The sequence below is a fragment of the Pseudomonas sp. UME65 genome (assembly GCF_014170225.1).
GTDB lineage: Bacteria > Pseudomonadota > Gammaproteobacteria > Pseudomonadales > Pseudomonadaceae > Aquipseudomonas > Aquipseudomonas protegens.
Map to the genome: position 1 here is coordinate 1,012,170 of NZ_LZZQ01000016.1, position 12,522 is coordinate 1,024,691.

Below are 12,522 nucleotides of genomic sequence, written 5' to 3' on the forward strand. Positions count from 1 at the left end.
GACCCAGCGGCCACTTCAGCGACAAGCCGGTGCCTGCCGGCACAGCAATAAAAAACCCCATGAGCCAGGCTCATGGGGTTTTGTTTTTCTAAGCGACCGATCAAGCCGGTGCTGAGGTACGGATCAAGTGATCGAATGCACTGAGGGAAGCCTTGGCGCCCTCGCCCACGGCTATCACGATCTGCTTGTAGGGCACCGTGGTGACGTCACCTGCAGCAAATACCCCAGGCAGCGAAGTCTCGCCGCGGGCATCGACAATGATCTCGCCACGAGGCGACAGCTCGACGGTGCCCTTGAGCCAATCTGTGTTGGGCAACAGGCCGATCTGCACAAAGATGCCTTCCAGGTCCACCGTGTGGAACTCGCCCGAATCACGGTCCTTGTAGGCCAGGCCGGTGACCTTCTGGCCGTCACCCTTCACTTCGCTGGTCAAGGCGCTGGTGATGACTTTGACGTTGGGCAGGCTGAAGAGCTTGCGCTGCAACACCGCATCCGCCCGCAGCTTGCTGTCGAACTCCAGCAGGGTCACGTGGCTGACGATACCCGCCAGGTCGATGGCCGCTTCGACACCGGAGTTGCCGCCGCCAATCACCGCCACACGCTTGCCCTTGAACAGCGGGCCGTCGCAGTGCGGGCAGAAGCACACGCCCTTGGCCTTGTATTCCTGCTCACCCGGCACGCCCATCTCGCGCCAGCGGGCACCGGTAGCCAGGATCACCGACTTGGCCTTGAGGCTGGCGCCGCTTTCGAACTGGATCTCGTGCAAGCCGCCGACTTCCTTGGCCGGCACCAGGGCACTGGCCCGCTGCAGGTTCATGATGTCGACGTCGTACTGCTTGACGTGCTCTTCCAGGGCGGCGGCCAGCTTCGGCCCTTCAGTTGCCTGCACCGAGATGAAGTTCTCGATCGCCATGGTGTCCAGCACCTGGCCACCGAAACGCTCGGCAGCCACACCGGTACGGATGCCTTTGCGAGCGGCATAGATGGCTGCCGAAGCACCCGCTGGACCACCGCCGACCACCAGCACGTCGAAGGCTTCCTTGGCGTTGAGTTTCTGCGCCTGCTTCTCCACCGCACCGGTGTCGAGCTTGGCGAGGATTTCCTCCAGCCCCATGCGCCCCTGGCCGAAGTTCACGCCATTGAGGTAGACACTGGGCACCGCCATGACCTTGCGTTCATCGACTTCGGCCTGGAACAGCGCGCCATCGATGGCCACGTGACGGATGTTGGGGTTGAGCACCGCCATCAGGTTCAGCGCCTGGACCACGTCCGGGCAGTTCTGGCAGGACAGCGAGAAGTAGGTTTCGAAATTGAACTCGCCCTTGAGCGAGCGGATCTGCTCGATCACCTCGGCACTGGCCTTGGATGGATGGCCACCTACTTGCAGCAGGGCCAGCACCAGGGAAGTGAATTCGTGGCCCATGGGAATACCGGCGAAACGCAAGCTGATATCACTTCCCGGGCGATTCAACGAGAACGAAGGCTTGCGCGCGTCGCTGCCGTTATCGAGCAAGGTAATCTGATTGGAAAGACTGACAATGTCTTTGAGTAACGCGAGCATTTCCTGGGATTTCGCACCGTCGTCGAGGGAGGCTACGATCTCGATCGGCTGGGTGACCCGTTCCAGGTAAGACTTCAACTGAGCTTTAAGATTGGCGTCCAACATACGGGCGATCTCCTGTTTTGATTCGGTAGAAAAAACAACGCCCGAGCGAATCTCGCCCGGGCGTTGTTTGAGGGCGGTGCAGCTGACTTAAGTGCGGATCACCGCCCTTGGGTAATGCATGGACTTAGATCTTGCCGACCAGGTCCAGGGACGGAGCCAGGGTGGCCTCGCCTTCTTTCCACTTGGCTGGGCAGACTTCGCCTGGGTGAGCAGCGACGTACTGAGCGGCCTTGATCTTGCGCAGCAGCTCGGAAGCGTCACGGCCTACACCGCCGTCGTTGATTTCAACGATCTTGATCTGCCCTTCAGGGTTGATCACGAAGGTGCCGCGGTCAGCCAGACCGGCTTCTTCGATCAGCACATCGAAGTTGCGGGAGATGGCCAGGGTCGGGTCGCCGATCATGGTGTACTGGATCTTGCCGATGGCTGGCGAAGTGTTGTGCCAGGCAGCGTGGGCGAAGTGGGTGTCGGTGGAAACGCTGTAGATCTCGACGCCCAGCTTCTGGAATTCGGCGTAGTTGTCGGCCAGGTCTTCCAGCTCGGTTGGGCACACGAAGGTGAAGTCAGCCGGGTAGAAGAACACGACAGACCATTTGCCTTTCAGATCGGCGTCCGACACTTCGACGAATGCGCCGTTTTTGAATGCGGTAGCTTTGAAGGGTTTAACTTGGCTGTTGATGATAGGCATCGTTGACTCTCCATCAGTGGTTGAGAACATTGGGTGAAAACTTGATGAGGAGAATCCTAACCAATGAATCGCCCCTTGGCTCATTGGCAAACCTGATGCTGCCGATTGGTTTTGACTATCAGCCAACAGTATTAATAGAAGAAACCTTAATCTACTGCTGTACCGGCTTCTCGCCGATGCGCGCCATGCCCATGAACGGGTTGGCCTCGACGTAGCGCATGGCGGACTGCATGTCCTTCCAGCCGACATAGCTCATCAGTGATTTCAGATCCCAACCGCTGCGGTGCGCCCAGGTGGCGAAGCCCCGGCGCAGGGAATGGCTGGTGTAGTGTTCGCCAGCGATACCGGCACGCTCCAGGGCTTGGCGCAGCAACGCGATCACGCTATTGGCATGCAACCCCTGCTCGCTCAGGCGCCCCCAGCGGTTGATGCCGCGAAACACCGGCCCGCGCACCAGCGCCGCGCTGTTGATCCACTCGATATAGGCCTGCACCGGGCACAGGCGCAGCAAGGCCGGGGTGTGAAAGGTCCGCCCAAGGTTGTCACGGTCACTCTTGCTGCGGGGCAGGTAGAGGCTGATGCCCGACCCGGCCACCGCTTGCACATGCTCGATCTGCAAGCGGCACAGCTCATCACTGCGAAAGCCGCGCCAGAAGCCCAGCAAGATCAGCGCCCGATCACGCCGGGCACGCAAGAGATCCCCCTGGCGCTGTTCAGCTGCGGCACTCGCCACCTCCTCATCTAGCCAGGCGACGACCTGTTCCAGGTGCTGCAGCTCCAAGGGTTGCGCCTGTTTTTCCTGTACCGGGTGCAGCGCACGGATGCCCTTGAACACCTGGCGCACCACCGGTGCCTTGGTCGGGTCGGCAAAGCCCTGGCTGCTGTGCCACTGGGCCAGGGCCGACAGGCGCAACCGCAGGGTATTGATCGACAGCTCACCGGCATAGGCGGCCAGGTAGCGGGCCACGCTTTCGGCCGTAGCCGGAAGGAAACCGCCCCACTGCACTTCGAAATGCTCGATGGCCGCCCGATAGCTGCGACGGGTGTTGTCGCGGGTGGCGGCTTGCAGATAACGATCCAGCTCGCTCATGGCAGCTCAACTCAGGCAAATGTACGGCGATGGCTGGCGAAAAGCGCCCTCAGCGCCTATCACACGGGGTAATACCATAATATCCCATGTCAGTTTCAGGCTTTTGATAATTTCACATCTGCTGTACAATTCAATGTAATTACATACCACGTAACACAGTACTAAATCGTCGGAGGATGCATGGCTCGCGGAGGCATAAACAAGGCGGTGGTGAAGAAAGCGCGTCAGGCGATTCTTGCCCGCGGCGAACACCCCAGCATCGACGCAGTACGCATCGAAATGGGTAATACCGGCTCGAAAACCACCATCCACCGCTATCTCAAGGAGCTGGATGACGGCGCCAGCCGGCGTGACAGCGGCCCTGCGCCCCTGGACCAAGAGCTAGGCGAACTGGTGGGGCGCCTGGCGCAACGCCTGCAGGAGCAGGCCCAGGAACCCCTGGAGCAAGCCCTCGCCCACTTCGAAGAACAGAAGCAGGTGCTGGAACACCAGTTGAACGAAGCCCACCAGCTTCAGGAGCAGTTGCAACAGCAGTTGCAGATTCAGGCCAGCGCCCTGGCCGGGGAAAGCGCCGCCCTGCAAGACACTCGCTCCATGCTGCAGAGCGAACAGACCCGCAACGCCGAACTCAACCAGGCACTCAAGGGCCTTGAGCTGCGGCTGGAGGACAAGGAGCAGCAGATCCACTCCCTGGAGGAAAAGCACCTGCATGCCCGGGACGCCCTGGAGCACTACCGCGCGGCCAGCAAGGAACAGCGCGAACAGGAGCAGCGCCGCCACGAAGGGCAGCTGCAACAGATCCAGATGGAGCTGCGCCAGGCCCAACAGCGCGCGCTGGTACGTCAGGACGAGATCACCCAACTGCATCGCGATAACGAGCGCCTGCTCAGCGAACAGCGCGCCATCCACAAAGAGCTCAAGCAAGCCCAGGATGCCGCCAGTAAGAATTCGGCGCTGCAGGCCCGCCTGAGCGAACAGGTCGCCCGCCAGGACAGCGAAAGCACCCTGCTCCAGGAACGCCTGCGCGTTGCCCAGGAAGAAGTTCAGGCACTCAAGGAACAAACCAGGAAACAGGCTCGATCGAGCAAGGAGATGGAGTTGCGCGCCACCAAGGCCGAGGCCGGCCTGGAGGCGTTGCGCCTGGCTGCTGCCACCAAGGCCCAGCCAGACGCACCTGCGAAGGCTTGATCAGCCCGCGACAGGCGTACGCATGGTGACGAACTCTTCGGCGGCCGTCGGGTGCACGCCGATGGTTTCGTCGAAGTCGCGCTTGGTCGCCCCCGCCTTCAGGGCAATTGCCAGGCCCTGAACGATTTCACCGGCATCCGGGCCGACCATGTGGCACCCCAGGACCTTGTCGCTGTCGGCGTCCACCACCAGCTTCATCAGGGTGCGTTCCTGGCAGTCGGTCAGGGTCAGCTTCATCGGCCGGAAGCGGCTCTCGAAGATCTGCACCTTGTGCCCCGCTTCTCGCGCCTGCTCTTCGGTGAGGCCGACGGTACCGATGTTCGGCAGGCTGAACACCGCCGTAGGAATCATCTGGTAATCCACGGGACGGTATTGCTCGGGCTTGAACAGGCGCCGAGCCACGGCCATACCCTCGGCCAGGGCCACCGGCGTCAGTTGCACGCGGCCGATGACATCGCCAATCGCCAGGATCGACGGCTCACTGCTCTGATACTGCTCGTCCACTTCGATGAAACCGCGCTTGTCGAGCTTCACGCCGGTATTCTCCAGCCCCAGGTTGTCCAGCATCGGCCGGCGCCCGGTGGCATAGAACACACAATCGGCGGCCAGCTTGCGACCATCCTTGAGGGTGACCTCAAGACTGCCGTCGGCCTGCTTGTCGATGCGCTCGATGTCGGCATTGAACTGCAGGCCCAAACCACGCTTGGTCAGCTCCTCCTGCAAGTGCTTGCGCACTGCGCCGTCGAAACCGCGCAGGAACAGCTCACCGCGATACAACAGCTGGGTATCGGCGCCCAGGCCATGGAAGATCCCGGCAAACTCCACCGCGATGTAGCCACCGCCCACCACCAGCACGCGCTTGGGCAGCTCCTTGAGGAAGAAGGCCTCGTTGGAACTGATGGCATGCTCACGCCCCGGGATATCCGGGATCTGTGGCCAGCCGCCGGTGGCAATGAGGATGTGCTTGGCGCTGTAGCGCTGGCCGTTGACCTCTACCTGGTGCGGATCGATCAGCTTGGCGTGGCCTTCATGCAGTGTCACGCCGCTGTTGACCAGCAGATTGCGGTAGATGCCGTTGAGGCGATTGATTTCGCGATCCTTGTTGGCGATCAGGGTCGCCCAATCGAAATTCGCCTCACCCAGGGACCAGCCGAAACCCGAGGCCTGCTCGAAGTCTTCGGCGAAGTGCGCGCCGTACACCAGCAGCTTTTTCGGCACGCAGCCGACGTTGACACAGGTACCGCCCAGATAGCGGCTTTCAGCGACCGCGACCTTCGCGCCAAAACCCGCCGCGAATCGCGCGCAGCGCACACCGCCGGAACCGGCACCAATTACATAAAGATCAAAATCGTAGGCCATTTCACTCTCCCAGGCAGGCTGACAAGCATAACCGCAGATGGCGATCGGGTCAGCGCAGAGGTCTACATAAGGGCGACAAATGAAAAAGCCACCCGAAGGTGGCTTTTCCGAAAAACCCGTGCAGCGGCTATCAGTAAGCCTTGCCGGTCTTGTAGAAGTTCTCGAAGCAGAAGTTGGTTGCGTCGATGTAGCCTTCGGCACCACCGCAGTCGAAACGCTTGCCCTTGAACTTGTAGGCCATCACGCAACCGTTCTGCGCCTGTTTCATCAGGGCATCGGTGATCTGGATCTCGCCACCCTTGCCCGGCTCGGTCTGCTCGATCAGGTCAAAGATGTCCGGAGTCAGGATGTAACGACCGATGATCGCCAGGTTCGACGGTGCGTCTTCCGGCTTTGGCTTCTCGACCATGCTGTGAACGCGGTAGATGTCGTCACGGATCATCTCGCCAGCAATCACGCCGTACTTGTTGGTTTCCTGCGGATCGACTTCCTGGATGGCCACGATCGAGCAGCGGAACTGCTTGTACAGCTTGACCATCTGGGTCAGTACGCCGTCGCCTTCGAGGTTGACGCACAGGTCGTCCGCCAGTACCACGGCGAAGGGTTCGTCACCGATCAGCGGGCGGCCAGTCAGAATGGCGTGGCCCAGGCCTTTCATTTCGGTCTGGCGAGTGTAGGAGAACGAGCACTCGTCCAGCAGCTTGCGGATACCGACCAGGTATTTCTCCTTGTCGGTGCCCTTGATCTGGTTTTCCAGCTCGTAACTGATGTCGAAGTGGTCCTCGAGGGCGCGCTTGCCGCGGCCGGTCACGATGGAGATTTCATTCAATCCGGCATCCAGCGCTTCTTCAACGCCGTACTGGATCAGTGGCTTGTTCACCACCGGCAGCATTTCTTTAGGCATGGCTTTAGTCGCTGGCAGGAAGCGAGTACCGTAACCGGCTGCTGGGAACAAGCATTTCTTGATCATATGAGTCCTTAAAAAGGCTGTGTGTACGAGTTTCGGCGCAGTCTAATGAGGGCGCGAGCGCCTTACAATGCTCCGCGCTGGCTAACCGCTGCCATCATAGAGAAATAAAGTGCCGGATAGTTCCGCAGCATCCTCCAGATAGCCTGCCAGGTAAACCTCCATCACCGCGCAGCGCTTGTAAACCGGCACCTGCACAGGGTTGCCGGAATGCCCCAGGCATCGACCAGGCACACCCTCGACTCAACGGCCAAGGCGGGCCATCCGGACTCCATGATGGCACCGTTTTCGCCCTGGCGATGTTCACCCGCAGGCACCACAACTCCCTCACCCAGAGGGGCTGCGGCACTTTTGCAGACCCGCGGAGGACTAAGGTGACGTGCTGTACCGAAATGGCCATTAGCTATAGCATCGCCACTGGCATGCACGGCCACTTCACCCCCTCCCCCTCAGATGACGAAATCCCCCATGAACAGACTTTTCACTGTTACCGCAGTACTGGCCCTGAGTGGATGTGCCACCGCCTCCAATACCTACCTGGCCAATGGCGAACAAGGCCTGAGCATCGATTGCTCTGGCGAGGCCAGCTCCTGGGCCAGCTGTTACGAGAAAGCCGAGGCGTCCTGCGCCGGCACCGGCTATCGGATCGTCAGCACTGTCGGCACGCCCGCCACCAAGGAAAGCGACAAGACCCTCGGCGTCGATGTTGGCAACTATAAAAGCCGCAGCGTGGTGGTGGTCTGCAAGTAGAAGGCGCACGCCCTCTACATATGAATTTCGGCGAACTTGATGCCCAGGCCACGAATGGTTTCGATCAGGTCGTCGAGACGGCAGAAAGATTCCACCTCGTCGCTGTCGTCCACCAGAAAATAGCTGCGCCCGGCGCTCTTCTTGAAAAACACAATCCATTCCCCTGAATTGGCCGGGTTCTGGATCACGTGGGTGGCAGAGATCAAGCCCTCTGCATGCTTTGCCCTGACATCTTCCCGCTTCATGCTTTCTCCCAAAAAATCGATGCCGCCCAGGCGTGAGCCCGGGCGGCACCGGCAACAATGGGCGCTAGTTTATCGGATGCCCTGGCCTATCAGCACGCCTTCTACCGTCTGACCGTACAAATTCACCCCGTCATTGGCGTGGAACTTGACCCGGGTCTTCTCGATGGAGCCCTCTACCAGGCGCGGGTCCTGCGGCCGCTCGTGGCTGTTGACGAACGCCGCCACGTCCCAGGCCTGCTGATCGCTCAGGCTGCCGCCCTTGCCCAGAGGCATGTTGTGCTTGATGAAGGACGCCGCAGTATTGATCCGGTGCATCCCTGCACCCCAGTTGTAGGAATCCTTGCCCCAGAGTGGCGGCATCACGTAATCCGCACCGGCCTTCTGGCCCTGGCCGTTGTCACCGTGGCAAACCGCACACTGCGCCTGATACACCGTCGCACCCTGCTTGAGGTCGTAGCCTTTGGCGGGCTGCGCCACGTCGGGATACCCGCGCCCGGGCAGCTCGACGCCCAGCGGCGCCTTGCTCGCCAGCCAGTAGGCATACACCGACAGCGCGGTAATCTGCGGACTGTCCGCCGCCGGCGGCTTGCCACCGTTCATGCTGAACTGAAAACAGCCTTGCAGGCGCTCGGCAAAGGTATTCACCTTGTCGTTCTTCTTGCGATAGGCCGGGTACATCGGGTACGCGCCCCACAGTGGCGCCGAGTTGGCCAGGCGACCCTGATCAAGGTGGCAATTGCTGCAATTGAGGCCGTTGCCAACGAACTGCGGCGCCAGGCGCTTGGTATCGACGAACAGGGCGTAGCCTTCGCGTACCAGCTTGCCGTAGGCATTGTCCGGCAGCTCGCTTTCAGCCGGCGGCTTGAAGTACTCGACATGGGCGGAAGCGCTCGGCGCCGGGATCTGCGACTGGTCCTCCATGGCGATGGTGGCCGCCTGGACCTGGATCGCGAGCAGGCTCAGCAGCGCCCCTGGAATCAATAGTTTCATGGGCGCGCCTCCTGGGAGTTCAAGGTTGCAAAGTAGTCCGCCACGGCAGCCACTTCTTCGGCGCTCAGGGATTTGGCGATGTGCCCCATCAAGTCATTGGGGTCGTTGTGGCGGGTACCTTCACGCCAGGCGTTGAGCTGTGCCACCAGGTAGCTGGCAGGCTGCCCGGCCAGGGGTGGGAAGGCGGTACCGACGCCCACGCCACCCGGTCCGTGGCAACTGACGCACTCGGGCACTTGCCGTTCCCAGGCACCACGCAGGGCCAGACGCTCACCGACACCGGTGGCCACCTGGCTACGGCTGACAGGAACCAGCTTGGGCGCAGGCATGGCGGCCAGGGTCGTGGTGACCGCGGTGATTTCCTCTTCACTCAAGGCCTTGGCCAGGGGTTGCATCACAGGGCTGGTGCGGGCGCCGCTGCGAAAGTCGTGCAACTGCTTGCCCAGATAGCCCGCCGGCAACCCTGCAAGACGTGGAAACCCGGCCGGAGCCAGGCCCATGCCATCGGCGCCATGGCAGGCCAGGCAAGCCGTCGCCCCCGGCTGGGCGCCTCCCTGGGTAAAGACTTTCTGCCCCTCCACGGCATGGGCAGTTTGAACCAACAGCAGCATCAGGCCACTCAATAGCATTCGATCCAGTGGGATCATATGGACTCCATTATTCTAGTTATATGCTTAGACCTGCATGGCATAAGCACACAAATAGTAGGTCAATTGATCCACCGGGACAACGCGAAATTGCCCCCACGCCTATCGAATACCGAACAGCAACACAAGGTTTTACCAGGCGAAAAAAAGCGGCTAATCGCCGCAGTGCAACAAGGCTTCTACCCACGCAAAAGCAGCCCCGGGCCGCGCTTGGTGACGCTACCCGGGGCGTGGGGCAAAGTCTGGAGAAGGGATGCAAGCGGGTAACCGGGGCCTGTCACCCGCATGGAGCAACGGCTTAGCCGGAGATACAGTCTTCACCGGCCTTGCGCACATCCTGAGGGCGCAACGGGTTGTTGCTCAACTGTTCGTGCAGCTTGATGCTGCTGCCACCGGAACGCGCCTCAATGTAGAACACCGCAGCCGGGGCCGGCGACAGGCTCTGGGGCACTAGTACCCGAAAGCCATCCTTGTGTGGCTCGACCTGCAGCGCGCCGCGGCTGCCGGAGAGCTTGTCGGCCAGGCACTTGGCGTATTCCTGAGGCTTCTTGCCGGAAATCACGCTCAGGGTTGGCGGTGTCTGGTTGATGTCCGAGACGCTTGCGCAACCGCCGATGGCCAAGACCAGAACCCACACCCAGCGCTTCATATGAAAATCTCCAATAAAGTCCCTCCGACAGCAAAGGCGCCGTTTTTCTCCAGAGGCACGGCTTTATCGCCGATAAAAATCCAAATAACTGTTTTAAATTGTCAAAGCTCGACGCCGGGGCCGAATAATACTCCTTTGGGCCTGATAAACTGCGCCACCGCCCACGCAAACGTTTTTTGCTTTTGTAGCTATAGCCCTTCTGGAGGCGCCCATGAAATTCATCCACCAGCGCGAGCACCTGAACGAAGACGATATCGTCGTCATCGAATGCTCCCAGGTCTGCAACATTCGCCTGATGAGCGACGCCAACTTCCGCAGCTTCAAGAACGGCGGCCGTCATACCTATCACGGCGGCGCCTTCGACAAGTTCCCGGCAAAGATCACCGCCCCCAGCACCGGCTTCTGGAACATCACCATCGACACCGTCAACCGTCGGCCCATCAGCGTGACCCGCAAGCCGAACCTGACGCATTCGATCCGCATCATTCGCCGCTCCAGCTCGAAACTGCGCTAAGCCCTCCCCTCGCGACAACAGGTAGCCCCGTGCCCCAGACCACCAAGTACGTCATCAAATACAAGCTCAACGGTGAGCGCCGCTTCGAATTCGCCCAGCTGCAGACCGGCTCCGAGGAAGAAGCCCGGGCCGCCCTCGAGGCGCTGCATGGCCAGTCCGACGATGTCATCAGCGACGTCAGCGTCAGCAAGGCCTTGTAGAGCGCCGCTGCGCACCACCGATTCAAGCGCAAGCAACGGAGTGTTCCGCGGCCAACCGTGCCGCAGACTGGCCGGGTTCCCTACCGCCCAGGACACTCCCGCCATGCCCGCCCCCTCGCTACACGATCGCCTGCAACAACTGGATTGGGCCCGCATCGAGCAGGCCCTCGACCAGGACGGCTGCGCCCGCCTCGAAGGCCTGTTGACCCCAGCGCAATGCCAGGCCCTGAGCCGGCTTTACCAGAGCCCCGAGTTGTTTCGCTCGAAAGTGATCATGGCCCGCCATGGCTTTGGCCGTGGCCAGTACCAGTATTTTGGCTATCCGCTGCCGGAGCCCGTGGCGCAATTGCGCCAGTTGCTCTACCCGCGCCTGGTGGACCAGGCCAACCGCTGGAACCGCCTGATGAATATCGACGTCCAATACCCGACGCAACACACCGCCTTCATCCAGCGCTGCCACGACGCCGGGCAGATGCGCCCGACGCCCTTGCTCTTGCAATACGGCCCCGGGGACTACAACTGCCTGCACCAGGATCTGTACGGCGAGCACGTATTCCCCTTGCAAGTGGCCTTCCTGCTGTCGCAGCCGGGAAGCGACTTCAGCGGCGGTGAACTGGTGCTCACCGAACAGCGCCCACGCATGCAATCGCGGCCGCAGGTCATTGGTCTGAAGCAGGGTGATGGGCTGGTTTTCGCCGTGCATCATCGCCCGGTAGCCGGAGCGCGCGGGCACTATCGGGTGACCTTGCGCCACGGTGTCAGCCGCATTCACAGTGGCCAGCGCCATACCCTTGGAGTGATTTTTCACGATGCACTGTAATGATGGCGGCCCAGCCACCCTCGGGCTGTTCAGTGACAGCGACCTGCAGCAGCCTGCCCGCGTCGAGGTCCTGGGCCCACAGTCCCGGGTATTGCGCGGCTTCGCCCTGCCCTGGGTCGAAGCGCTGCTGCCGCAACTCGATGCCGTGCTCGCCGCTGCGCCCTTTCGCCAGATGCAGACGCCCGGCGGCTTCACCATGTCGGTGGGCCTCAGCAGTTGCGGGCAACTGGGCTGGACCACCGACCGCAGCGGCTACCGCTATAGCCCCATCGACCCGCAAAGCCAGCGCCCCTGGCCAGCACTGCCCAAGGTATTCCAGGAGCTGGCCGAAGCCGCGGCCGAGGCTGCCGGCTTTCCCGGGTTCGCCCCGGACTCCTGCCTGATCAACTGCTACCGGCCGGGGGCAAAGATGTCACTGCATCAGGACAAGAACGAGCGCGACTACTCAGCCCCTATCGTGTCCCTGTCCCTGGGCCTGCCGGCGATCTTTCTCTTCGGCGGCCGGCAGCGCAGCGACAAGAGCCAGCGGGTCGCGCTGCTGCATGGCGATGTGGTGGTCTGGGGCGGCGTCGACCGCCTGCGCTATCACGGAGTGCTGGCCCTCAAGGACGGCCACCACCCGCTGTTGGGCCAGCAACGGATCAACCTGACCTTGCGCCGGGCCGGCTGACGTTGAGAATTCAAGCGCAAGACCCGGAGTGCCGAACGACCCCAGCTTGGTTAATCTGGCCGCCACCGCTTACCGAGTA

Annotated in this window: 15 protein-coding genes; 6 read left to right on the forward strand and 9 right to left on the reverse strand. The window is 61.4% G+C overall.

Annotation, left to right across the window (positions count from 1 at the left end):
* Window positions 1–100: 100 nt before the first annotated feature.
* The 3 genes from ahpF to A9971_RS29730 form a co-directional block, all read right to left on the reverse strand.
* Entirely contained in the window at window positions 101–1,666 is a 1,566-nt protein-coding gene (ahpF, locus tag A9971_RS29720) for an alkyl hydroperoxide reductase subunit F (protein ID WP_011061676.1), read from the reverse strand.
* Between the two features lie 124 nt (window positions 1,667–1,790).
* Complete coding sequence (gene ahpC, locus A9971_RS29725; RefSeq protein WP_011061677.1) at window positions 1,791–2,354, reverse strand: alkyl hydroperoxide reductase subunit C; 564 nt, start codon at window positions 2,352–2,354, stop codon at window positions 1,791–1,793.
* A gap of 151 nt (window positions 2,355–2,505) precedes the next feature.
* Window positions 2,506–3,444, reverse strand: a complete 939-nt coding sequence (locus A9971_RS29730) for a site-specific integrase (RefSeq protein ID WP_011061678.1) — start codon at window positions 3,442–3,444, stop codon at window positions 2,506–2,508.
* A gap of 180 nt (window positions 3,445–3,624) precedes the next feature.
* Here A9971_RS29730 and A9971_RS29735 point away from each other — a divergent pair, with 180 nt between their 5' ends.
* Window positions 3,625–4,632 carry a DNA-binding protein gene (locus A9971_RS29735; RefSeq protein WP_183000381.1) on the forward strand — a complete coding sequence of 336 codons (1,008 nt, stop codon included), beginning with the start codon at window positions 3,625–3,627 and terminating at the stop codon, window positions 4,630–4,632.
* Here the strand turns inward: A9971_RS29735 and gorA are convergent, their stop codons facing one another.
* Both gorA and galU read right to left on the reverse strand, forming a co-directional pair.
* Entirely contained in the window at window positions 4,633–5,991 is a 1,359-nt protein-coding gene (gene gorA, locus A9971_RS29740) for a glutathione-disulfide reductase (protein ID WP_041118540.1), read from the reverse strand.
* Between the two features lie 130 nt (window positions 5,992–6,121).
* Complete coding sequence (gene galU, locus A9971_RS29745; RefSeq protein WP_011061681.1) at window positions 6,122–6,961, reverse strand: UTP--glucose-1-phosphate uridylyltransferase GalU; 840 nt, start codon at window positions 6,959–6,961, stop codon at window positions 6,122–6,124.
* A 465-nt stretch (window positions 6,962–7,426) separates the two neighbouring features.
* Here galU and A9971_RS29750 point away from each other — a divergent pair, with 465 nt between their 5' ends.
* A complete protein-coding gene (locus tag A9971_RS29750; protein ID WP_011061682.1) occupies window positions 7,427–7,708 on the forward strand; it encodes a hypothetical protein in 282 nt (93 codons plus the stop codon).
* A gap of 14 nt (window positions 7,709–7,722) precedes the next feature.
* Here the strand turns inward: A9971_RS29750 and A9971_RS29755 are convergent, their stop codons facing one another.
* The 4 genes from A9971_RS29755 to A9971_RS29770 all read right to left on the reverse strand — a co-directional run bounded on the left by A9971_RS29755 (window position 7,723) and on the right by A9971_RS29770 (window position 10,239).
* Entirely contained in the window at window positions 7,723–7,953 is a 231-nt protein-coding gene (locus tag A9971_RS29755) for a hypothetical protein (RefSeq protein WP_011061683.1), read from the reverse strand.
* A gap of 69 nt (window positions 7,954–8,022) precedes the next feature.
* Window positions 8,023–8,874 carry a c-type cytochrome gene (locus tag A9971_RS29760; RefSeq protein WP_370059508.1) on the reverse strand — a complete coding sequence of 284 codons (852 nt, stop codon included), beginning with the start codon at window positions 8,872–8,874 and terminating at the stop codon, window positions 8,023–8,025.
* 65 nt (window positions 8,875–8,939) lie between these two features.
* Complete coding sequence (locus A9971_RS29765) at window positions 8,940–9,590, reverse strand: cytochrome c (RefSeq protein ID WP_041118542.1); 651 nt, start codon at window positions 9,588–9,590, stop codon at window positions 8,940–8,942.
* 298 nt (window positions 9,591–9,888) lie between these two features.
* Window positions 9,889–10,239: a hypothetical protein gene (locus A9971_RS29770; protein WP_041118543.1), complete on the reverse strand. Its 351-nt coding sequence runs from the start codon at window positions 10,237–10,239 to the stop codon at window positions 9,889–9,891.
* A 211-nt stretch (window positions 10,240–10,450) separates the two neighbouring features.
* On the opposite strand from A9971_RS29770, the gene A9971_RS29775 reads away from it, so the two are divergent.
* The 4 genes from A9971_RS29775 to alkB all read left to right on the forward strand — a co-directional run bounded on the left by A9971_RS29775 (window position 10,451) and on the right by alkB (window position 12,443).
* The gene (locus tag A9971_RS29775) at window positions 10,451–10,753 is read left to right on the forward strand and encodes a DUF1883 domain-containing protein (protein ID WP_011061687.1); all 303 of its coding nucleotides are present in this window, start codon (window positions 10,451–10,453) and stop codon (window positions 10,751–10,753) included.
* A gap of 29 nt (window positions 10,754–10,782) precedes the next feature.
* Complete coding sequence (locus A9971_RS29780) at window positions 10,783–10,953, forward strand: hypothetical protein (protein WP_015635890.1); 171 nt, start codon at window positions 10,783–10,785, stop codon at window positions 10,951–10,953.
* Window positions 10,954–11,056: 103 nt separating this feature from the next.
* Window positions 11,057–11,773, forward strand: a complete 717-nt coding sequence (locus A9971_RS29785; RefSeq protein ID WP_183000383.1) for a 2OG-Fe(II) oxygenase — start codon at window positions 11,057–11,059, stop codon at window positions 11,771–11,773.
* Entirely contained in the window at window positions 11,763–12,443 is a 681-nt protein-coding gene (gene alkB, locus A9971_RS29790; protein WP_011061690.1) for a DNA oxidative demethylase AlkB, read from the forward strand. Before A9971_RS29785 ends, alkB begins: the two co-directional genes overlap by 11 nt.
* Window positions 12,444–12,522: the final 79 nt, after the last annotated feature.

What these genes read in the sequence shown, in the direction of transcription:
- A9971_RS29770 (WP_041118543.1), bottom strand. Translation starts at nt 10,239, where the DNA reads ATGAAGCGCTGGGTGTGGGTTCTGGTCTTGGCCATCGGCGGTTGCGCA.
- A9971_RS29755 (WP_011061683.1), bottom strand. Translation starts at nt 7,953, where the DNA reads ATGAAGCGGGAAGATGTCAGGGCAAAGCATGCAGAGGGCTTGATCTCT.
- A9971_RS29760 (WP_370059508.1), bottom strand. Translation starts at nt 8,874, where the DNA reads ATGGAGGACCAGTCGCAGATCCCGGCGCCGAGCGCTTCCGCCCATGTC.
- A9971_RS29765 (WP_041118542.1), bottom strand. Translation starts at nt 9,590, where the DNA reads ATGATCCCACTGGATCGAATGCTATTGAGTGGCCTGATGCTGCTGTTG.
- A9971_RS29735 (WP_183000381.1), top strand. Translation starts at nt 3,625, where the DNA reads ATGGCTCGCGGAGGCATAAACAAGGCGGTGGTGAAGAAAGCGCGTCAG.
- galU (WP_011061681.1), bottom strand. Translation starts at nt 6,961, where the DNA reads ATGATCAAGAAATGCTTGTTCCCAGCAGCCGGTTACGGTACTCGCTTC.
- A9971_RS29785 (WP_183000383.1), top strand. Translation starts at nt 11,057, where the DNA reads ATGCCCGCCCCCTCGCTACACGATCGCCTGCAACAACTGGATTGGGCC.
- A9971_RS29730 (WP_011061678.1), bottom strand. Translation starts at nt 3,444, where the DNA reads ATGAGCGAGCTGGATCGTTATCTGCAAGCCGCCACCCGCGACAACACC.
- ahpC (WP_011061677.1), bottom strand. Translation starts at nt 2,354, where the DNA reads ATGCCTATCATCAACAGCCAAGTTAAACCCTTCAAAGCTACCGCATTC.
- alkB (WP_011061690.1), top strand. Translation starts at nt 11,763, where the DNA reads ATGCACTGTAATGATGGCGGCCCAGCCACCCTCGGGCTGTTCAGTGAC.
- A9971_RS29775 (WP_011061687.1), top strand. Translation starts at nt 10,451, where the DNA reads ATGAAATTCATCCACCAGCGCGAGCACCTGAACGAAGACGATATCGTC.
- A9971_RS29750 (WP_011061682.1), top strand. Translation starts at nt 7,427, where the DNA reads ATGAACAGACTTTTCACTGTTACCGCAGTACTGGCCCTGAGTGGATGT.
- gorA (WP_041118540.1), bottom strand. Translation starts at nt 5,991, where the DNA reads ATGGCCTACGATTTTGATCTTTATGTAATTGGTGCCGGTTCCGGCGGT.
- ahpF (WP_011061676.1), bottom strand. Translation starts at nt 1,666, where the DNA reads ATGTTGGACGCCAATCTTAAAGCTCAGTTGAAGTCTTACCTGGAACGG.